A 20,501-nucleotide genomic window follows, 5' to 3' on the forward strand; every position below is an offset into this window, starting at 1 on the left:
TAAAGCAGTATGAATCGTTATCACAAAGACCTATCATACAAAGAAGATACACAGCGAGGGTTTTTCATCGCCTTAGGTATTCATGTTGCTTTAATCATCAGCATCATTATCTTTAGTACCTTATCTTCAGAAACAGCTTCTGGTCCTGTTCAGGTCGAGCTTTGGACAGAAGGTCAAGAACGTGTATTAGATACTCCCGCACTTTCTAGCGATCCGACACCTAGCGACATTGATACCCGTGTCACGCCTGATGAACCCTCACTTCCTGATTCTGAACCTACTGAACAAGCGGTTCAAACACCTACACCTGTTACTTCATCAAACGATGCCGTACCACCAGAAAGCAGTCAATCGCCTACGATAGAACCTCCTGCTGCTGTGACGACACCGCCTTTGCCCGTGAATCAAGAAGCAGATATTGCATTAGAAAAAGCACGTCAAGCGTTAGAAAAGGAACGTCTTGCCCAAGAAAAAGCCGCACTTGAAGCACAACGTCAAGCTGAACAAAAAGCACGCGAAGAAAAATTACGTCAAGAACGTGAAGCCAAGCGTCTGGCTCAAGAAAATGCAAAAGCCGAACGTGAGGCACAACGCCTAGCTGAGCAACAAGCCAAAGAAGAAAAATTACGTCAAGAACGCGAAGCCAAGCGTCTAGCGGAACAAAAAGCGAAAGCCGAGCAAGAGGCCAAACGCCTAGCCGAACAAAAAGCCCAAGAAGAAAAATTACGTCAAGAACGTGAAGCCAAGCGTCTGGCGGAGCAAAAAGCGAAAGCCGAGAAAGCAAAAGCTGAACGTGAAGCAGCTGCTTTGCGTGCGGCGATGCGAGGCACAGCAACCTCAGTAGCAGGTATTGCAGGTGGCGTGAATGATAAAAATCAATTAGGCGGTGCTGGTGGGACTTCCGATTACCAAAGAGCGGTACAATCTTGTGTACAGCCCCATCTCATTTTTAATGGTGGCACAAATTTACAGTTACGTTATCGTGTTTATCTTGATGAACAAAGACATCCGATAAGAACTGAAATTACCAGACGTTCAGGTAATCCAGCCTTTGATCGTGCGGTCCAAAATGCGTTGATGGCATGTGACCCTTATCCCCCATCAAAAGAGCCTGTGCCTGTTATTAACGGCATCTATAAATATAAACCTATCCAATAAGGAATTTTGATATGAAGAAAATTTATCAATACCTCCTAGCCTTTATGATTACGCTGTTTTACAGTGCATCCTATGCGAATGTAACCGTCAATCTCCAAGGACAAGGTCAGGCTCAAGCGATTCCTATTACCATTTCTTCTTTTGATGGTGACACCACTCAAGTTATCAGCCAAGTACTGGCTAATGATTTAACTCATTCAGGACAGTTTGAAGTGTTTAAACTCGAGCAAGTGATTAATGGCAATCATCTGCCACAAAGCACTCACTACGTGGTTTCTGGTGAATATAATGGTCGTCAAGCTACTCTGACACTTTGGGACAGTAGTTCTAAAACGGCTATTGCACGTTTTCACTCGAATCGACAAAACCTACGCCAATTAGCTCATGAACTTTCTGATCAGGTTTACCAAACTCTAACAGGTGTTCAAGGCATTTTCAGTACAAAAATTGCTTACACCATCGGCAATACCTTGTATTTAGCAGATTATGATGGCGATAATGCTCAAATCGTGGTTCAAGCAACCGCACCGATTCTTTCGCCTGCTTGGTCTCCAGATGGTGCTTACCTAGCTTACACCAGTTTAGAATTAGATAAACCTGTCGTATTTACGATTAATTTACATACAGGTGAACGCAAAATCGTTGCCAATTTTAAAGGCAATAATAGTGCACCAGCATGGTCGCCAGATGGGCAAACTCTAGCGGTTGCACTCAGTGGTGATGCGATTTCCAATATCTATCTTATCGCAGCTAATGGTTCAAGCAGTAAACCCCAAAAATTAACCTACACCAGCGAAATCGACACTGAACCTGTATTTTTCCCTAATAACTCAGGCATTATCTTCACGAGTGACCGTAGCGGTTCGGCCCAAATTTACCGTACAGGCCTAACACCTAACGGATTAGCTAGTCGATTAACCTATTCAGGCACTAAAAACATCAATCCTGCCATTTCTTCTGATGGCACTAAAATCGCCTACTCTAGCTTGAGAAACGGACATTATGTCATTGCCGTTCAACCCATTGGCGGCACCTATTCAAACGTTTTAACCGATGGCGATCTAGACCTATCGCCTACTTTCTCACCCAACAATATGCAAATATTGTATTTAGATAATGGACAATTAAGTTTAGTGAGCCTTGACGGTAACTATCATTATCGTTTTCCATTGATGAATAACATCAGTAGCGTAGCGTGGGGACCTTATGCTACGTCATCATTTACCAACTCATCTAGCCAATAATATTTTTGGAGTATATTATGAAAAATTTTATCCGCATTGCACTTTTATCCGCAGTTGGAATCGGCCTCGTCGCATGTAGTACAACAGGTTCATCTAATGCTAACGACACCGCTTATTACACGGATGCAAATGGTAATCGCATTATCTTGGATCCATTTAATCCTCAAAGTCCGCTTTACCAAGAAAAATCAGTGTATTTTGGTTACGATCAATATACCGTTAGCCCTCAATATCAAAACATTCTTCAGCTTCATGCTACTTACCTTTCTCGTCATCCTCAACAAAAAGTCAGAATCTCTGGCAATACCGATGCACGTGGAAGCGTAGAATATAACTTGGGTTTAGGACAACGTCGTTCCGTTGCTGTCAGAAACATTCTTGTACAATACGGAGCATCGCCTTTGCAAATTGAAGCGATTAGTTTTGGTAAATCAAAACCAAAAGCATTTGGACATACTGAACAAGACTATGCTGAAAACCGTCGTGCAGACATTACTTATATTCAATAAGGAATTTATTCATGATGCCATTTTATAAAAAACTATTATTTTCAAGTTGTGCTTGCCTATTATTGTCGCCTGTTGCTCATGCTTTTGTAGAGGACAGTGATGCACGTCGTGCTATTTTAGAATTGCGTGCTCAAATGCGCCAAAGTCAGTTAGCACGTGCAGAATTACAAAACCAGATCCAAGCCCTACAACAAGAAGTAGCTAATCTTCGCGGTATGGTTGAATCTTCACAAGGTCAATCACTTAACAGCGATGCTAGTTTAAACAGTGTGAACAACCCACAAGTAGGCGATCCACAACAACAGCAATCTTATGATCAAGCCATGGACTTGTATCGTCAAGGACTGTACACACAAGCGGCTAATGCTTTTTCTAGTTTTAGCAAACAGTACACCTCAAGTCCATTAACGCCAAAAGCCATGTTCTATGAAGGTAGTGCTCGTTATGCTAGCAAGGATTACAAAAATGCAATCGCAGTGTTAAACAATGTGGTCAGTTCATTCCCAAATGATAGCACCGCACCAGACGCATTATTAGTCGTTGCTGCGGCCCAAGTAGAACTTAATCAGATTAAAGATGCCAAACAAACTTTATTACGCATCCAGAAGTTCTACCCGAATACTGCCGCCTCTGATACAGCCACTGAACGCTTAAAATACTTCAAATAATGAGCAACACCGCTGAAAAACTAGATTTTTTTCATACAGAAGATAACAGCCCACTCTTTTTCCAACAAATGGGAGAAGGTGAGGCTGTTATACTCATTCATGGATCTTTGTGTGATTATCGTTATTGGCGAACTCAAACACCCGTACTGAGCGAATCTTACCGTATCATCGTTCCCAGCCTACGTTATTATTGGCCGAATCATCGAAATGTTGATTTATCGCTTAACACGATAGTTCCTGCGTTTTCGATTGCTCAACATGCTCAAGACATCCTTGCTTTAATGGATCATCTTAACCTTGAGAAAGCTCATATTTTAGGGCATTCACGTGGTGGAGTCGTGGCGTTAAAACTTGCTTTTGATCATCCCGAACGCGTCCAATCGCTTATTTTAGCTGAACCGGGGTTAAGAAAAGATCTTAATCACCAAACGTGGCAAAGTGAGGCGTGGAGCCAAATTCAACAAGGTAATATCGATGCAGGTCTTCAACAATTTATCAATCAAGTGTCTGGGCCTCACACTTGGGAGAAAATGGTTTCATGGTTTAAAAATATGGCTAGAGACAACGCTCACACTCTACAATGGCAATATCAAGAACCCTTTCTAGATATTCAAGACAAGTCGCTACAAACCCTAACCATCCCAACCTTATTACTAGGTGGTAGCCTATCTCCAAGCCCCTTTCCAGAGATATTAGAACGATTAGCCACCCATCTTCCCATTCATGAACAATACACCATCGAACACGCCTCACATGGACTTAACCTATCCCACGCAAAAACCTTTAACCAACATGTTTTAACGTGGTTGACACAGTTCTAACCCCTGAACGAAACAGCATGCACGGCATCCATTAAGGCTTTTACTTTGTCAGGGTCTTTCACGCCTTTTTCACTTTCCACGGCACTGCTTAGATCCACGGCATACGGTTGTAGTCGTTTGACAATCTGCGGGATATTATTTGCATTAACGCCACCTGCAATAATGCGTTGGTGCTGGGGAATCGCATCTAACACCGCTTCAAGCAAAGCATGATCAAATGTTTTTCCCTGTCCACCATAATGTTGACCTGCAGGTGCATCAAAAATAAACGCTTGGGCATGAGGATATTGAGACAAGGTATGTCGAATATCACTAGGAGTCGTCATTCCATGCGATCCTACGGGCAAAGCACGTATATAAGGATAATGAAATTGTTCACAAAATGCCGGTGTCTCATCTCCGTGAAATTGGATATAGCTGGGTCTTAGACGCTCAATCACTTCTTTGACCTCATTAACGCTAGGATTCACCATCAACGCCACCGTGCTCATCCACACGGGACAAGCCTCTTTTATCACTATCGCTTCTTCAAGTGACACCGCACGAGGACTTTTCTCATAAAGCACTAAGCCAATGGCATCAGCCCCCATGGAACTGACCATCATGGCTTGCTCTGGTGTACGAATCCCACAAATCTTAACCCTAAGTCGCATTAAAAGAAATCTCCAGCATCCGTATTGTAGTCATTTACAGGCTGTTCAATCTGAATGGTATTCGGATCGATTTTGGGTGCATCGTCCTTATAATGAGTCACCACAGAGGGAATAAACATCACGATTAACACCATCAATAACTGAATCACGATAAACGCAATCGCTCCCTTATAAATATCACCAGTCGAAATACGTTTAATCAATTTACCTGTCACGGAATCAATATAATCAGCCTTTGGAGCGACCGAACGCAAATAAAATAATGCAAAACCAAAAGGAGGATGAATAAATGATGTTTGCATATTAATGGCAATTAAAATACCAAACCACACCAAATCGATCCCCATACTTTGAGCCACAGGTGCTAATAACGGCACCACGATAAAGGCCAACTCAAAGAAATCCAAGAAAAATGCCAAAAAGAAAATAACAATACTCACGACAATTAAAAAGCCATAAACACCGCCTGGCAAACTACTAAATAAATGCTCTACCCATACTTGACCACCAAAACCAGTAAACGTCAACGTAAAGATAGTCGATCCCACCAAAATAAACATACAAAAACTGGTAATTCTGGCGGTAGTGGACATGGCTTGTTGTAACAAATCGAAGTTAAGTCGTTTACGTAACGTCGCCAAAATAATCGCACCGACAGCTCCCATCGCACCGCCCTCTGTTGGTGTTGCGATACCAATAAAAATTGTCCCTAATACAAGGAAAATTAAAAACAACGGTGGAATCATTACAAACACTGAACGTTCAGCTAACTTAGATAAAAAGCCTAGTTTTAAGAAACGATTCAGTAAAGCAAACACAAAAGCGACTATTCCCCATAACAATAGGCTGGTAACCACGCGTTGATCAAGTGGTGCACTTGAATCCATCAACCATTTGTCTAGGAAATAAGCCACCACAGCCGACACTAATGTCAAGACACCCAAAGAACGAACACCACGAGAGCCATTGGGTTCTTGGTAAATACGATGTTCATCAGGAAGTGCTGGTACGGTGGTAGGACGGAAAATCGCATTAAAAATAATATATAAAATATAAGCACCCGCTAACATTAAACCTGGTAGCATGGCACCGCGATACATATTACCGACAGATGTTCCCACCTGATCTGCCAAAACAATCAATACCAAGGACGGAGGAATAATCTGCGATAACGCACCAGAAGCAGCGATGACACCTGTTGCAATACTTCGGTTGTATTGATAACGAAGCATAATGGGAAGCGAAATTAATCCCATAGAAATCACAGAAGCAGATACCACCCCAGTTGTTGCCGCTAACATGGCACCAACGATGACAACAGCAATAGCAAGTCCACCACGCAAAGAACCAAAAATCTGACCGATGGTTTCGAGTAGATCTTCAGCCATTTTCGATCGTTCTAACACCAACCCCATCAACGTGAAAAAAGGCACCGCTAATAAAGAATCATTAGCGACAATGCCAAAAATACGTTCTGGTAAGGCTTGCAAAAATGCGAAAGAAAAAGCTCCTGTCGCAATACCTAAAAAACAATATAACAAACCATTTGCCGCCAAAGAAAAGGCAACAGGAAAGCCCATCAACAGTAAGCCAATTAGCGTTACAAACATGATCGGGGGCATATTATTTAAAATAAAATCCATTTTCCTTATTCCTTTTTCTTATGATTTAATACTTTGAATTTCAGCTTCGATGGCTTCTTCTGCGGTTTCTCTTTGTAGCGGATCAGGCACCAACCCTTTTAAGTAAGCCACGCATTTAATTAAATGAGAAAAGGCTTGCAACTCTAGTAAGAAAAAGCCGACAGGAATTAACAGTTTCACTGGCCAGCGAATCAAACCACCAGAATTACTCGATAATTCCCCGCTGACAAAAGAATCCCAAAAAAACGGAATCGACAACCACACAATTAAAAAACAAATAGGAATGAGGAAAAAGACCGTTCCTACAATATCAATATAAGTTTGCGTTTTTTTAGAAAACCGTTGAGACAAAATATCAACGCGTACATGTTCATTTTTAAGAAACGTATAAGCGGCACCCAACAGGAAAATCGCACCAAACAAATACCATTGAATTTCAAGCCACGCATTAGAACTTTCATTAAAAAGCTTTCTTACGATAGCATTTCCCGCACTAATGAGCACGACCAATAAGGCTAACCAGGTCACCACCACACCCATCATTGAATTCAATTTATCAATCAGTTTTGATATGTTGAGTAAAAATTTCATCATGATTACCAGTTTTTTCCAAATAATTTTTCTGTGTATAAATCGCTGGCTTGCCAGTCAGGATACCTTACATCTGACAAATACAAACCATCTGCCATAAAAGTGGGGGCTGCCAAGGAACGATTTTTTTGGTCTAATAAATCGCTTATCCATGAAACAGGCTTTCTGCCTTGTCCTACATATAATAAAGAACCTATTAAATTCCTGACCATATGATGCAAAAACGCATTGGCTCTAAATTTAAAAATAAACAATGCACCATGTTGTTCAACACAGGCTTCATACATATGTTTAATCGGACTTTTAGCTTGACACTCAGATGCTCTAAACGAGGAAAAATCATGTTCTCCCACCAATCGTGTCATCGCCTCTTGTATTTTATGAACATCCAAAGGTCTAAATTCCCAACCAACAATTCCACGCCAAACGGGCATTCGAACAGGTTCATTACGCAAATAATAAAGATAAGAACGTTCTACGGCATCAAATCTGGCGTGAAAATCATCAGCTACGACTTTACTCCAATTAACTCGAATATCGGGCGGGAGATTAGCATTCACCCCTTTAATCCATGAATACAACGGTCTTTCAACAGGCGAATCAAAATGAACAACTTGATTAAAAGCATGAACACCCGCATCGGTGCGACCTGCACAAATAACACGAATAGGGTGTTGTGTAAATAAACTCAAGCTTTGTTCCAAGCAATCCTGTATATTAGGCAAATCAGGCTGACTTTGCCAACCATGAAAATCCCGACCATTATATGAAATGCCCAGTGCCATACGTGGCATGATCAGTCCTCATCTAAATCTAGATTAATCTTACTCATGCGTTCACGTAACTGTTCATCAGTCAGGGGTGTGGGTGGGTGTCGTTTCGTTTGAAGTAGCATCCAAAAAAACACGATAAAAATAATAAAAATACCTGCAAAACAAAGTAATGAAACAGGTAACACACCCCAAGACATGATATGTTCAAGCATTTTATAAGGCTCCAATTGCAATACGAAGCATGCGGCGCAATGGTTCTGCCGCTCCCCATAGCAACTGATCGCCCACTGTAAAGGCACTTAAATACTCAGGTCCCATAGACATCTTTCTAAGGCGACCGACTGGAATAGTTAAGGTTCCTGTTACCGCAACAGGCGTTAATTCACGCATGGTCACTTCTTTTTCATTCGGAATCACTTTGGCATAATCGGTACCTTTAGCAATCATATCGCTAATTTCATCAAGCGGTACATCACGTTTAAGCTTAATGGTGAGTGCTTGGCTATGACAACGCATTGCACCGATACGCACACACAAACCATCGACTGGAACAGATGATGTGCCAAAGGCAGGACCACGACCTAAAATTTTGTTCGTTTCTACCTCAGCTTTCCATTCTTCACGTGATTGACCATTACCTAAATCCTTATCAATCCAAGGAATCAAGTTACCTGCCAACGGTACACCAAAATTATCTCTAGGAAGCGTAGGATCCTTTTGTCCATCTAGAATCATGCGATCGATTTCTAAAATAGCAGAAGCAGGATCGTCTAATAAAGAAGCAACTTTCGCATTCAAAATACCGAACTGAGTGATAAGCTCACGCATATGTTTTGCACCACCGCCAGAAGCCGCTTGGTACGTCATGCTCGTCATCCATTCGATCAAATCATGTTGGAACAAACCATTTAGGCCCATTAACATACAACTAACGGTACAATTTCCACCCACAAATGTGCGACCACCCTTTTCTAAAGACTGATCAATCACATGACGGTTAACAGGATCTAACACAATGACCGCTTCGTCTTTCATTCGCAAAGTACTGGCTGCATCGATCCAGATACCTTTCCAACCCGCTTCACGTAACTTGCCATACACCTCAGTTGTGTAATCGCCCCCTTGAGCGGTGACAATAATCGGTAACTTTTTTAACGATTCAATATCATATGCGTCTTGTAACAATCCCGCACCATCCGCCCATTCAGGTGCGTTGCCACCGACATTACTCGTGGTAAAAAATACAGGATTGATTAATTTAAAATCATTTTCCTGACGCATACGGTCCATCAAGACAGACCCTACCATTCCACGCCAACCAACAAAACCAACTGAGGTATTCATGTTCCCTAACTTCCTATATTAAGATTTAAAGTGCTTTTAAAACAGCATCGCCCATTTCTGAGGTGCTAACTTGTGTGCAACCTGCTTGCATAATATCTGCGGTTCGCAATCCCTCGCTTAACACATGATTGACGGCTTGTTCGATTCTCACTGCTGCAGATTCCAAACCTAAAGAATAACGCAATAACATAGCAGCCGACAAGATAGTTGCTAATGGATTGGCAATATTTTTACCCGCAATATCAGGAGCAGAACCATGACTCGGTTCATACAACCCTTGAGCTGAAGCATTTAACGAAGCTGACGGTAACATACCAATCGATCCCGTTAACATAGAAGCCTCATCCGATAAAATATCACCAAAAATATTACCTGTGACGATCACATCAAATGATTTAGGTGCTTTAACCAGTTGCATCGCGGCATTATCAATATACATATGCGATAACTCAATATCTGGATAATGCTGATGTTCATCTATCATAATGTCACGCCAAAACTGCGATGTTTCCAATACATTAGCCTTATCGACACTACATACTTTTTTGTGACGTTTACGAGCAGCCTCAAAAGCCACTTTCGCGATACGGCGTACTTCGGTTTCCGCATAACGCATCGTATCAAACCCCTCACGTTCACCTTTAAAAGGACCATCTGGACATTCTCTTTGCCCTCTTGGTTGTCCAAAATAAATATCCCCTGTTAACTCACGAACAATTAAAATATTCAAACCAGACACCACTTCTTCTTTCAAAGTCGATGCACTGGCAAGTTGGGGGTATAAAATAGCAGGTCTTAAATTTGCAAATAAACCTAATGATTTGCGTAAGCCCAAAATAGCTTGTTCTGGTCGCAAAGATCGAGGCAATTGATCATATTTCCAATCACCTACCGCCCCAAATAACACCGCATGAGAAGATTGTGCCAAACTCAACGTTTCTGGAGGAAGTGGATGGCCTTTGGCGTCATAAGCCGCACCTCCGACAACACTTTCTTTCAGAACCAAATCCAAACCTAATGCCGTCAATACTCTGCTAGCTTGTTCAACAATCTCAGGACCAATACCATCTCCTGGTAATACAGCAATTTGATACGTCATATTTACTCCTGATGAGAGGGGTTTAACCACGGGTATTTTTTAAAATAATTTTGCTCAAAATGGCGAATTTCTTCGGCTTTTTGCAAAGTCAATCCAATATCATCCAAACCATTTATTAAACAATGTTTTCTAAAAGCCGTGATGTCAAAAGCATAGGTTTTTGAAGAGGGAGTGATCACTTGTTGATTCGGTAAATCAATCGTTAACTCATACCCCTCATTTGCTTGTACCGCTTGAAACAACTCATCCACATCTTGAGCAGACAACACAATCGGCAACAAACCATTTTTATAACTATTATTGAAGAAAATATCAGCAAACGAGGGAGCAATAATCGCCCTAAATCCATATTGAATCAAAGCCCAAGGAGCATGTTCACGACTAGAACCACAGCCAAAATTTTCTCTAGCTAATAAAATCGAGGCCCCTTGATAACGTGGAAAATTCAACACAAAATCAGGATTCAGTGGACGTTTAGTGTGGTCCATACCTGGTTCACCATGATCCAAATAACGCAATTCATCAAATGCATTCGGACCAAACCCAGTACGTTTAATTGATTTCAGAAACTGTTTAGGAATAATCAAATCCGTATCAACATTGGCCCGATCCAAAGGTACCACTAAGCCTTTGTGAATTGAAAATGCCTGCATATTATTCTCCCATTGTTCTGACATCAACAAAATGCCCTGCTATTGCTGCCGCTGCCGCCATCGCTGGACTTAATAAATGCGTGCGTCCACCCTGTCCTTGACGACCTTCAAAATTACGATTAGAGGTTGAAGCACAACGTTCACCTGGTGCTAATCGATCCGCATTCATCGCCAAACACATCGAACAACCGGGTTCTCGCCATTCAAATCCTGCTTCGATAAAAATCTTATCTAAACCTTCTTTTTCAGCTTGTTCTTTGACTAAACCAGAACCTGGTACGACCATCGCCAGTTTTACATTTTTGGCAACTCGTTTTCCTTTTGCTACCGTTGCCGCTTGACGCAAATCTTCAATACGCGAGTTCGTACAGGAACCAATAAATACCTTATCAATCATCACGTCTTTAATCGCTTGATTTGCTTCCAACCCCATATACTGCAACGCTCGTTCAATGCTATTTTTCTTCACAGGATCAGATTCTTTAGCAGGATCAGGAATACGATCTTCTATCGTCAACACCATCTCTGGCGAAGTTCCCCAAGTCACTTGAGGGCGAATATCTTTTGCATCAATACGCACCACTTTATCAAAAGTCGCCCCCTCATCACTATGCAAGGTACGCCAATATGCGACTGCTTTTTCCCAATTAGCACCCTTGGGAGCAAAAGGACGATCTTTAAAATAGTCAATCGTTTTTTCATCAACAGCCACCATGCCTGAGCGAGCACCCGCCTCAATCGACATATTACACAAGGTCATACGACCCTCCATGCTCAACGCACGAATCACGGGGCCAGCAAACTCGATAGCGTAACCTGTACCCCCTGCTGTTCCAATCTTACCGATAATATGAAGCGCCAAATCCTTAGCACTACAACCAAAAGGCAGTTCACCCTCTACCTGAATAAGCATGCTTTTGCTTTTCTTCATCAATAAGGTTTGTGTGGCCAACACATGTTCAACTTCTGATGTACCAATGCCAAACGCTAAAGCCCCCATGGCACCATGAGTACTGGTGTGTGAATCGCCACAAACCACTGTCATACCAGGTAACGTAGCCCCTTGTTCTGGTCCCACCACATGAACGATACCTTGGCGAATATCATTCATACCAAATTCTGTAATGCCGAATTCACGACAATTCGCATCTAAGGTATCAACTTGAAGTTTTGAAATCGGATCAGCAATGCCTTTCCCACGTTCAGTAGTCGGCACATTATGATCAGCCGTTGCCAAATTTGCTTGAATACGCCATGGTTTGCGATGAGCGATATGCAAACCCTCAAAAGCTTGTGGACTCGTTACTTCATGCAATAACTGACGATCAATATAGATTAAACAGGTACCATCTTGTTCTTCATGAACAACATGTGCCTGCCATAATTTATCATATAAGGTTTGAGCCATTTTCTTTCCAAAAACTATCTATCATTCATACCAATAAAAACTGAAAATTATAACGATTTTTCACAACTTTAGATTGTATTTATCGCGTTCTTGGTGAGATTCACCCATTTTTAACGGTAAGGTTTATTCGTTCAAAGGTGCCACCGCTCGAGCTTGCAAGGCCGCATCTAACAACACCAAAGCTAATAACGCTTCTGCAATGGGCGTAGCTCGAATTCCCACACAAGGATCATGTCGCCCCAATGTCTGCACCATCACCGCTTGTCCAGTGGTATCGATAGATGGTCTTTCAACACGAATACTGGATGTCGGCTTAATCGCTAAAGACACACGTATGGTTTGTCCTGTTGAAATACCGCCTAAGATTCCACCTGCGTGATTGGACAAAAAGCCCTCTGGTGTCATCGCATCGCCATGTTCGGAACCTTTTTGAGTCACACAATCAAAACCGTCACCAATCGAAACCGCTTTCACCGCATTTAATCCCATCATCGCATAAGCAATCATCGCATCTAAACGGTCATAAATCGGTTCCCCTAACCCTACGGGTACAGATTCTGCCAGTACTTCAATTCTCGCCCCAATAGAGTCCCCTGCTTTACGCAAATCATCCATATACGACTCTAGCTCTGGAATAATTTCCTGATTAGGTGCAAAAAATGGGTTTTGTGATACCCATTCCCAAGACTGGAACGGAATCATAATCGGACCTAATTGACTCATATACCCTTTAATTTCCGTGCCGAACATCTGTTTCAATATTTTTTTAGCAATGGCCCCTGCCGCTACCGTTGGAGCCGTCAAACGTGCTGACGAACGCCCACCTCCTCTAGGATCACGAATACCATACTTCTTCCAATAGGTATAATCAGCATGCCCAGGTCTAAATTGTTGGGCGATATTCTGATAATCTTTACTACGTTGATCCGTATTGTGAATCAATAAAGCAATCGGTGCTCCTGTCGTTTTACCCTCATAAACACCTGATAAAATCTGAACCTGATCCGCCTCTTGTCGTTGGGTAACATGACGAGAAGTGCCGGGCTTACGTCTATCCAATTCATGTTGGATATCCGCTTCACACAATGCAATCTGGGCGGGAACACCATCCACCACACACCCAATTGCGGGACCATGAGACTCACCAAAATTCGTGACCGTAAAAATTTTACCGAAAATACTACCTGCCATTTTTTTCCCTTTTTGCCCATTGTTTAAGCGGTCTTACATAAACTATCGCTGTAAAAAAAGCCAAACTGCTTAATATCACTTGAATCATCGCCAAATATCTTGACGTATCGGAGACATCTGAACATAATCTAACCACGCCAATCATCAGATAAAACAACACTAACATTGATGTCCATTGAAATGTATAATTCTGGTTTTTGATTAATCCTGGCAAGGTTAACAACAGTGGCCAAGCATATAACCACCAAAATGTGCCACCTGTTTTAAGCGGATCAATCCATTGTTCCCACAAAAGAATTAATAAAAATAAGCCCACGATGCTAGCGATACAACCGTAACGCCATATCGGATTCAGTTTAATTTGATGATGTTCCATACGCTCAATACATTCTTTAAGTCCTACATTATAGTCATCAATACGTTAAAATAAAACATTTGTCTATAAAATAAATTTCTAAATTCAACACTTATGATTAGTTTGACTCGTCAACAATGGCTATCTTTTTTAAAACACTTGATTCGAGAAATTCAACGAACACGGATTTTAGATGTAGCAGGTAGTTTGACCTTTACAACCACCTTAGCGGTTGTTCCCCTATTAGCGGTGATTTTATCCCTATTTACCGCCTTTCCCATTTTTAAAGATTTTCAGGTAGAAGTCGAACAATTTATGATGCACAACCTTTTGCCTGAAACCATGTCCAGCACGATTCAAGGCTATTTAACAACGTTTGCCAATTCAGCCAAAAGTATCACGACATGGGGGATGATCTTTTTAATGATCACCTCTATTTTGTTAATCAAAACCATCGATGATGTTTTAAATCGCATTGCCAATGTCAGCCAGCAAAGACACGTTATACATCGTATTTTGGTGTATTGGGCCGTATTGACTTTAGGCCCTATCATGCTGGGAGCAAGTTTATGGGTGACTTCTTGGGTAGCTAGTGCCGAGTTTGGGTTTACGAGTTTGAGTATAGGGTTAAGACTCAGCTATGCGTTTTTAAATTTTTTATTATTTACCGTTGCGTTTACCCTTTTATATTTTGTCGTACCAAATCGTCGCATAGCGTTTAAAGATGCGTTTATTGGTGGGATTATCGCCTCGATCCTTGCTCAAGCCATGAAAACTGGATTTACTTGGTATATCACCACATTTCCCTCATACACTTTGATTTATGGTGCGTTTGCAGCCATACCCATTTTCTTAATTTGGATATATTTATCTTGGACGATTGTATTATTGGGAGCCATTATTGCGACAAGCTTACCTCAGCTTAACATCAATCCTCAACAACAACGTTCCAAAAAAGGACACCAATTTATCGACTGTTTAGCCATCTTGAGTTTTTTAAGTCAGTTGCGAGACCATCACCAGCCTGATGTCAACAATATTGAAATCGCCCACAAACTTAACCTACTTCCTCAAGAAAGTGATACACTGTTGAGAATCATGAAAAAGCTACATTACGTAACACATACATCACAAGGAAAATGGACCTTGAGCTGTGACAACGATCAAGCTATCAATCAGTTAGCCTATCACTTCATTTTTGATCAATCCTACCTCAATCCATCGTTACATCATATTTTTAACGATATTTTCATCAAAAATGAATCTTTATCTTTAAGAGATAGCTTGACATACCTACACCATCCTCATGGAGAATAACATGCTAAAAATAAATGAAGTTCTACACGTCAGTTCTGATATATTGTACGTTGGTAAACCAGAAGACAGCGTTCAATCCGCTATTGATTCCATGGCAAAGTACCATAAAGGCTGTATTTTGGTGATGGAATCAGGCGAACTCGTCGGGATCGTAACCTTTTTTGACATCATCTGCTTATTATCAAAAAAACGCGGTGTGGTAGGCGATGCTCGTTTAAGAAGCATCATGAATGACGCCCCTATCACCGTCACTCCCTCCACGTCCGTAAAAGAAGTCCAACGTCTAATGCTCGATCACAACGTACGTTACATCCCTGTATTAGATGGTTCAAAAATCATCGGCGTGATTTCCATTGCAGACGTATCTCGATTCCTTTTATATGCTGAGAAATATGAAAACAACCTACTCAAAGCCTATATCAAAACACTTGGCACCGATAATGAGGATATGAAGGAAGTTTAATATTCAAGGCATAAAAAGATGGTTTTTTGATTAAAAACTTAAATATAGAATGCAAAAAGTGAAACGATAAAAGAAAGTTCATTCAAACCTTATGTGATTAAATGTGTTTAAATGTTAAGCAAAAAATTGGGTACCTAGTTAGGTACCCGTTTTATATTCAGATATGATTAGTTGATACTGATGCCACTTTCTGTGACCGATGATTCACCCTCCTTCTCGGTAGTAGTAGATGATTCATCAATTGTGACAGTCGTTTGAAACTCCATCGAAGCTTTACGCAGTGCTTCTTTAAATTGAGATGCATTATCAGCTGTATAAACTGCATCAGCACAAGATCTCCAGTTATCCATCTCCTCAGGTGAACGATAATTTAAAAAATCTACAAATATAATCTTAGCCCGAGGAATACTGGCATAAGCTTCACCGTCTAAAGCATCTAAACGTTTTCTAATAGCTTCACAAAAACCTAGCCCTGTTTTCTTTCCCTTAGCTGTAGCAAAAAGTTTTTGCATTTCATCCATTTCATATTCAGGCGCTTTTTTACCTGTAGGATAGGGGCGAAGTGCAGAAAAATACAATTTACCTGCACTAACTAATTTTATAGATTTATCAAGATAATAGCGAGAATTTGATTTAATCCATGATTTCTCGCGATTATTACATTTCCTTCTTTTCACAATATCAGAAGCTGACTGAGTTGCATCACCACAATACCAATCCGACTCTTCAACAGCTTTCATATAGCCTGGAGCAAATTTTGCACCTGAAGATACAATAATCATCATTCGTTGCCTTGGTACAGCTTTTACTTCAGGAGAATCTTGAGCGTCTAAATTAATAAAGTTCTGTAATCCAACAATCATACCTGAAGTAACATTTGCAACACCAAATGCATAATTATTTAAAGTACTACTTACAAAACTTTGGTAGGCACTTATATCTTTAGAAGTGTACCAACGAGATGATAACTCAATATTCTTATCTGTTGTGCGTCCAAAACAAAAACGCTTATTTAAACCAATATTCAAACGATATGTAGATGTATCAGTTAATAAAGTATCAACATTCATTTCACTAATCGCATCGATAGTCAGCGATACATCCACATATAAAGGAAGATATTTGGCAATATAGTAAGCATAATGATAATTCCCTGTATTCTGTAATGTATCAAAAGAATTTAGCGCATTTCTAAGATTTTCACCCATATTGTCAACAGATGAAAAACTTTGTAAGGGTTGCATTGCATACATACTTTTACTAGATGCTGCATTTTTTGGCCAAACCAATGTTTCCAGATAATCTCTACCTGCTTTTTGCTGATTATAAGTCGATAACCCTTTTGCATCAATGCCATGATACGGTACAACACATATGGATCTAGAACCTGCTTTTTGGGAGCGAACCTGTGCCCCAAAACTAAATGGCGTAATGGCTAGGCGATTAACTTGGTTTTTAGCACTACCATCTTTTTGAACATCAAACACAGGCAATTCATAACCATTAATCGCATTATTGAAAGCAACTGCACCCACCTGAGCTGTACATTTTTGTTTAGTTCTCTCTTTTGTTAAATAGGCTCTCATCGCATCTGGATAATTCGATGGATTTGTAAAATAAACGCTATTACATCGAGAATTACTCTCCTCTCTATCTGAAGTCATGTACCCGTCTGAGAAATCAGCCACTAACATAATATCCATAGGCACTTTCTGCACCATGGGTATTTTTTCTTCTTTTCTTGTCTCGATACTTTTAGTCACCAACTTCGCTGCTTTACCCGAACCACCAACATTTATTTTTTCAGGTACAAACACAACGCCTTGGACAGAAACGGGAAGCAAGTTATGACGCACAAAGTTTCCAGTGGCTTCACAAATAACACGGCCCTTCGAGTCTTTTTCACAAAGGCCTTTAAAATTCGGATCGACCGATTTAGTGGAATAAAGAGATGCGTAAGTATTCGCAATATAGTCATTTCGTTTTTGTATCTCGGCTTTTTCAAGTCCAGAATTAGACCGATAATTATTATTCTCCGTCACTAAATTCAAACTAGCTTGTTCCAAACTATCTGCCAAACGAGCTTTATCGTTTAACATACCCGTGTAATCAACGGAAGTTGCCATTCCCCCTGCCACGAATACACTTACCAAGCCAAAAATCACGGCATAAGCACCTTTCTCATTACGATAGAACTGTTTCAACATGCGTAATTTCTTCATCTCGTTTCCCAAATATTTCCATATGTTTCATCACGATATATCACTCCGATTTTACCATACCCCCCTATATTTCTTTCTTGATTTTTAATAATTTGAAACGATTTTGAAACAGCTTTATCTTATCTGGCTGAGCAATTTTTCCATTAAAAATATAAAAACCCTGATAAAAACAAGGTTTAATCAACAATTATTTTTTGTTGTTTTATTTTCTTTGAATATTAAACAATATTTTCCACCTTCACGATATGACTGTTTGCCTCAAAATAAAAGACCCTGCTTTACACAGGGCCTCATTCGCATCATTTTTTACTTGCTTCTTGTTTTTTGATTTCCTCCAATAAAGGTTCGTATCGTTTATCCGTCAGTGTTTCTAAAAATGCCACTAAAGCATCAATCTTGGCGGGAGTCAACGCAACGGCTTTTAATTCATCTAAAGCAATATTATCTTCAACTTCTGGAGGGGCCCATGGCAAGCCAGTTTCGGGATTGATATTATCTTTAGGATCATTGTATTTGTTGTAGAATTGAATGACCGTACGTAAATGTTGAAAAACACCATTGTGCATATAAGGCCCTGTCACCGCCACATTACGCAAGGTTGGCACCTTAAATTTACCTCTTTGTGCCTCTTTGTCTTTAACGTTAGGATTTGCCGCTAAACCTTGATCGACAAAATTAGGATCACCATGAACTTCGATCAGCTTGGGATTAGCGGGTACACCAATATTACGATACTGAAAATTAGTAAACGTTTCTTTTGGATCCTCAACCACACGATTAATCAAATGGCATGTCGAACAGTTAACGTTATTATTTGAGAAAAACAAGGTTCTACCTAGATCTTCTTCGATAGTTAATTCATATTCACCTTTTAGGAAACGATCATATTTTGAATCAAAGGTACTAAAATCCTTTGTTTTCTCAAAAGCCTCAATCGTTTCCGTCACGGCACGATATGCTTTATCCGTTTCATTCCAAACATCGCCTCCATAAATCGCTTCTAATGTTTCCTTGTAATAAGGCACCTCTTTAAGGCGATCCACCACTGCTTTAGCATCAGGCATCATCATCTCAGCAGGGTTAACAGGCGGGCCACCGGCCTGATTAGCCAAGGTTTCTGCCCTACCATCCCAGAATTGACCACCCACATATTGCTTCAATTTCTCATCGTAATGAAAACGAGGAGAAAACGCTGCATAGCTTGCTGTCGGTGCATTACGATCGCCAAATGCGTGTCCATCTGCCCCTTGCGAAGCAACGCCATTAGCTCGAGTCAAACGTCTATCAGCAAAGGCTGTATCTGGATTGTGGCAAGTCGCACAACTTATCGTATTATTGAAAGAGAGTCGTGCATCAAAAAATAAAGCTTTGCCCATTTCTTGAGCCATTTCTTCCTTGCTTTTGTCTACCGCATACGACATAGAAGTCATAAGACAAGCAACTAATAACACGCTATGTTTCACGATATGACGCATTCTTTTTTTCATGTTTTCTTCTCCATAAATACAGACAATCTACAAAAGGTTGCCAAAGTAAAGCCATGACACTATTGTATTGAGACGCTAATTTTTCAGGAAATCCAAACGTTTTAGGAGATAAAGTCGGATGAGCGATTTTCAATGTTCCAAACACATTATCCCAAATCGCCAAATAACCACCATAATTAAATCGATGATAACGTTGGGTATGATGAAGTTGGTGTTGAGCGGGCGATATAAACCACTTTTCCAAGCAAGCAGGATAACGAAAATAAATAGGCGAATGTCTTAAATTTCCACCCAAAAAATTAAACACGGCGACAAAAAGATTCACCCCCAATACCGTCCATGTACTCAACCCTGTACCAAACAAACATAGAAAAATAGCCGTTACGCCTCCTACACTCAAAGCATAACGTAGCCCAAATAAAAAGTTCTCAACAGGATGAACGCGATAAAACGTAAAAGGAGTCAAAATATTGGGACTGTGATGGACCTTGTGAAACTGCCATAACCAAGTAACGGTATGTAACCATCGATGTAGCCAATAACGAGTAAACTCGCCAAACACAAATAAACAAATAGTGTAACTAACGGCCACCCAAAGCTCAGAAACATGTTCTGAAAACCAAGGTGCCGATATATACTCTCTAAAAAAGCTGTAAACAGGAATACTAATGGTGCTCGGTGCAATGACTAATGGCACGACAACGTATAATTTAATCAGCCAAATAAGTACAAAATAAGCATAATCTAGCCTTGCACTGGGATGCCACCAATAGTCTGACCATCGCCAGTTTATCTTTTGCCAGCCTCGTTGCCAGATCACGGCCCATACTATCGCACTAAGCAGATACACCCAGTATAGACGTTGGTCTGGATCCAGTAGGTAATAATTTAAAAAATACATC

21 protein-coding genes are annotated in these 20,501 nt (G+C 40.6%); 7 read left to right on the plus strand and 14 right to left on the minus strand.

Going from position 1 to position 20,501, the window contains the following annotated elements:
* Positions 1-9 precede the first annotated feature (9 nt).
* From tolA to IX83_RS05565, 5 genes are read left to right on the plus strand one after another with little or no spacing between them, the layout of a single operon-like run.
* Positions 10-1,158 (plus strand): cell envelope integrity protein TolA, encoded by a 1,149-nt coding sequence (tolA, locus tag IX83_RS05545; protein WP_038500075.1) that lies wholly within the window; start codon positions 10-12, stop codon positions 1,156-1,158.
* 11 nt (positions 1,159-1,169) lie between these two features.
* The gene (locus tag IX83_RS05550) at positions 1,170-2,402 is read left to right on the plus strand and encodes a PD40 domain-containing protein (protein WP_051919365.1); all 1,233 of its coding nucleotides are present in this window, start codon (positions 1,170-1,172) and stop codon (positions 2,400-2,402) included.
* A gap of 17 nt (positions 2,403-2,419) precedes the next feature.
* Entirely contained in the window at positions 2,420-2,911 is a 492-nt protein-coding gene (locus IX83_RS05555; protein WP_038500078.1) for an OmpA family protein, read from the plus strand.
* An 11-nt stretch (positions 2,912-2,922) separates the two neighbouring features.
* A complete protein-coding gene (ybgF, locus tag IX83_RS05560) occupies positions 2,923-3,579 on the plus strand; it encodes a tol-pal system protein YbgF (protein WP_038500081.1) in 657 nt (218 codons plus the stop codon).
* A complete protein-coding gene (locus IX83_RS05565; protein ID WP_038500084.1) occupies positions 3,579-4,400 on the plus strand; it encodes an alpha/beta fold hydrolase in 822 nt (273 codons plus the stop codon). Before ybgF ends, IX83_RS05565 begins: the two co-directional genes overlap by 1 nt.
* Here the strand turns inward: IX83_RS05565 and IX83_RS05570 are convergent.
* From IX83_RS05570 to IX83_RS05620, 11 genes are all read right to left on the minus strand, one after another.
* Complete coding sequence (locus IX83_RS05570; RefSeq protein WP_038500087.1) at positions 4,397-5,053, minus strand: phosphoribosylanthranilate isomerase; 657 nt, start codon at positions 5,051-5,053, stop codon at positions 4,397-4,399. The two genes, IX83_RS05565 and IX83_RS05570, sit on opposite strands and share 4 nt — an antisense overlap.
* Positions 5,053-6,696, minus strand: a complete 1,644-nt coding sequence (locus IX83_RS05575; RefSeq protein WP_038500090.1) for a TRAP transporter large permease — start codon at positions 6,694-6,696, stop codon at positions 5,053-5,055. The genes IX83_RS05570 and IX83_RS05575 overlap by 1 nt, the downstream gene beginning before the upstream one ends.
* 18 nt (positions 6,697-6,714) lie before the next feature.
* The gene (locus IX83_RS05580) at positions 6,715-7,287 is read right to left on the minus strand and encodes a TRAP transporter small permease subunit (RefSeq protein WP_038501641.1); all 573 of its coding nucleotides are present in this window, start codon (positions 7,285-7,287) and stop codon (positions 6,715-6,717) included.
* Positions 7,288-7,292: 5 nt separating this feature from the next.
* Positions 7,293-8,081 (minus strand): tRNA pseudouridine(38-40) synthase TruA, encoded by a 789-nt coding sequence (truA, locus tag IX83_RS05585; RefSeq protein WP_038500093.1) that lies wholly within the window; start codon positions 8,079-8,081, stop codon positions 7,293-7,295.
* A 2-nt stretch (positions 8,082-8,083) separates the two neighbouring features.
* Positions 8,084-8,272, minus strand: coding sequence for a hypothetical protein (locus IX83_RS05590; RefSeq protein ID WP_038500096.1), 189 nt, complete (start codon positions 8,270-8,272; stop codon positions 8,084-8,086).
* 1 nt (position 8,273) lies between these two features.
* A complete protein-coding gene (gene asd, locus IX83_RS05595; protein WP_038500099.1) occupies positions 8,274-9,404 on the minus strand; it encodes an aspartate-semialdehyde dehydrogenase in 1,131 nt (376 codons plus the stop codon).
* A 25-nt stretch (positions 9,405-9,429) separates the two neighbouring features.
* Entirely contained in the window at positions 9,430-10,503 is a 1,074-nt protein-coding gene (gene leuB / locus IX83_RS05600; protein ID WP_038500102.1) for a 3-isopropylmalate dehydrogenase, read from the minus strand.
* Between the two features lie 2 nt (positions 10,504-10,505).
* On the minus strand, positions 10,506-11,156 hold the full coding sequence (gene leuD / locus IX83_RS05605; protein ID WP_038500105.1) for a 3-isopropylmalate dehydratase small subunit: 651 nt from the start codon (positions 11,154-11,156) through the stop codon (positions 10,506-10,508).
* Position 11,157: 1 nt separating this feature from the next.
* Positions 11,158-12,564 (minus strand): 3-isopropylmalate dehydratase large subunit, encoded by a 1,407-nt coding sequence (gene leuC / locus IX83_RS05610; RefSeq protein WP_038500108.1) that lies wholly within the window; start codon positions 12,562-12,564, stop codon positions 11,158-11,160.
* A gap of 123 nt (positions 12,565-12,687) precedes the next feature.
* Positions 12,688-13,755 (minus strand): chorismate synthase, encoded by a 1,068-nt coding sequence (aroC, locus tag IX83_RS05615; protein WP_038500110.1) that lies wholly within the window; start codon positions 13,753-13,755, stop codon positions 12,688-12,690.
* On the minus strand, positions 13,745-14,131 hold the full coding sequence (locus tag IX83_RS05620) for a DUF2069 domain-containing protein (protein WP_038500112.1): 387 nt from the start codon (positions 14,129-14,131) through the stop codon (positions 13,745-13,747). Before IX83_RS05620 ends, aroC begins: the two co-directional genes overlap by 11 nt.
* 93 nt (positions 14,132-14,224) lie before the next feature.
* Between IX83_RS05620 and IX83_RS05625 the strand changes: the two genes are divergently transcribed.
* Positions 14,225-15,427, plus strand: a complete 1,203-nt coding sequence (locus IX83_RS05625; protein ID WP_051919367.1) for a YihY family inner membrane protein — start codon at positions 14,225-14,227, stop codon at positions 15,425-15,427.
* Between the two features lies 1 nt (position 15,428).
* A complete protein-coding gene (locus tag IX83_RS05630; RefSeq protein WP_038500114.1) occupies positions 15,429-15,890 on the plus strand; it encodes a CBS domain-containing protein in 462 nt (153 codons plus the stop codon).
* Between the two features lie 167 nt (positions 15,891-16,057).
* Here IX83_RS05630 and IX83_RS05635 read toward each other — a convergent pair whose 3' ends face one another.
* From IX83_RS05635 to IX83_RS05645, 3 genes are all read right to left on the minus strand, one after another.
* Positions 16,058-18,112, minus strand: coding sequence for a TadE/TadG family type IV pilus assembly protein (locus IX83_RS05635; RefSeq protein ID WP_143244802.1), 2,055 nt, complete (start codon positions 18,110-18,112; stop codon positions 16,058-16,060).
* Positions 18,113-18,411: 299 nt separating this feature from the next.
* Complete coding sequence (locus IX83_RS05640; RefSeq protein ID WP_201770236.1) at positions 18,412-19,599, minus strand: cytochrome-c peroxidase; 1,188 nt, start codon at positions 19,597-19,599, stop codon at positions 18,412-18,414.
* Entirely contained in the window at positions 19,565-20,500 is a 936-nt protein-coding gene (locus tag IX83_RS05645; protein WP_038500118.1) for a sterol desaturase family protein, read from the minus strand. Before IX83_RS05645 ends, IX83_RS05640 begins: the two co-directional genes overlap by 35 nt.
* Position 20,501: the final 1 nt, after the last annotated feature.

It is taken from the genome of Basilea psittacipulmonis DSM 24701 (assembly GCF_000743945.1).
Taxonomy (GTDB): Bacteria; Pseudomonadota; Gammaproteobacteria; order Burkholderiales; family Burkholderiaceae_B; genus Basilea; species Basilea psittacipulmonis.

Bases quoted from the DNA above. Each gene is read 5' to 3' on its own strand.
- IX83_RS05550 (WP_051919365.1), top strand. From the start codon at position 1,170: ATGAAGAAAATTTATCAATACCTCCTAGCCTTTATGATTACGCTGTTT.
- ybgF (WP_038500081.1), top strand. From the start codon at position 2,923: ATGATGCCATTTTATAAAAAACTATTATTTTCAAGTTGTGCTTGCCTA.
- tolA (WP_038500075.1), top strand. From the start codon at position 10: ATGAATCGTTATCACAAAGACCTATCATACAAAGAAGATACACAGCGA.
- IX83_RS05635 (WP_143244802.1), bottom strand. From the start codon at position 18,112: ATGAAGAAATTACGCATGTTGAAACAGTTCTATCGTAATGAGAAAGGT.
- IX83_RS05570 (WP_038500087.1), bottom strand. From the start codon at position 5,053: ATGCGACTTAGGGTTAAGATTTGTGGGATTCGTACACCAGAGCAAGCC.
- aroC (WP_038500110.1), bottom strand. From the start codon at position 13,755: ATGGCAGGTAGTATTTTCGGTAAAATTTTTACGGTCACGAATTTTGGT.
- IX83_RS05620 (WP_038500112.1), bottom strand. From the start codon at position 14,131: ATGGAACATCATCAAATTAAACTGAATCCGATATGGCGTTACGGTTGT.
- IX83_RS05630 (WP_038500114.1), top strand. From the start codon at position 15,429: ATGCTAAAAATAAATGAAGTTCTACACGTCAGTTCTGATATATTGTAC.
- asd (WP_038500099.1), bottom strand. From the start codon at position 9,404: ATGAATACCTCAGTTGGTTTTGTTGGTTGGCGTGGAATGGTAGGGTCT.
- IX83_RS05555 (WP_038500078.1), top strand. From the start codon at position 2,420: ATGAAAAATTTTATCCGCATTGCACTTTTATCCGCAGTTGGAATCGGC.
- IX83_RS05580 (WP_038501641.1), bottom strand. From the start codon at position 7,287: ATGAAATTTTTACTCAACATATCAAAACTGATTGATAAATTGAATTCA.
- IX83_RS05575 (WP_038500090.1), bottom strand. From the start codon at position 6,696: ATGGATTTTATTTTAAATAATATGCCCCCGATCATGTTTGTAACGCTA.
- leuD (WP_038500105.1), bottom strand. From the start codon at position 11,156: ATGCAGGCATTTTCAATTCACAAAGGCTTAGTGGTACCTTTGGATCGG.
- leuC (WP_038500108.1), bottom strand. From the start codon at position 12,564: ATGGCTCAAACCTTATATGATAAATTATGGCAGGCACATGTTGTTCAT.
- IX83_RS05590 (WP_038500096.1), bottom strand. From the start codon at position 8,272: ATGCTTGAACATATCATGTCTTGGGGTGTGTTACCTGTTTCATTACTT.
- truA (WP_038500093.1), bottom strand. From the start codon at position 8,081: ATGCCACGTATGGCACTGGGCATTTCATATAATGGTCGGGATTTTCAT.
- IX83_RS05645 (WP_038500118.1), bottom strand. From the start codon at position 20,500: ATGTATTTTTTAAATTATTACCTACTGGATCCAGACCAACGTCTATAC.
- leuB (WP_038500102.1), bottom strand. From the start codon at position 10,503: ATGACGTATCAAATTGCTGTATTACCAGGAGATGGTATTGGTCCTGAG.
- IX83_RS05565 (WP_038500084.1), top strand. From the start codon at position 3,579: ATGAGCAACACCGCTGAAAAACTAGATTTTTTTCATACAGAAGATAAC.
- IX83_RS05640 (WP_201770236.1), bottom strand. From the start codon at position 19,599: ATGAAAAAAAGAATGCGTCATATCGTGAAACATAGCGTGTTATTAGTT.
- IX83_RS05625 (WP_051919367.1), top strand. From the start codon at position 14,225: ATGATTAGTTTGACTCGTCAACAATGGCTATCTTTTTTAAAACACTTG.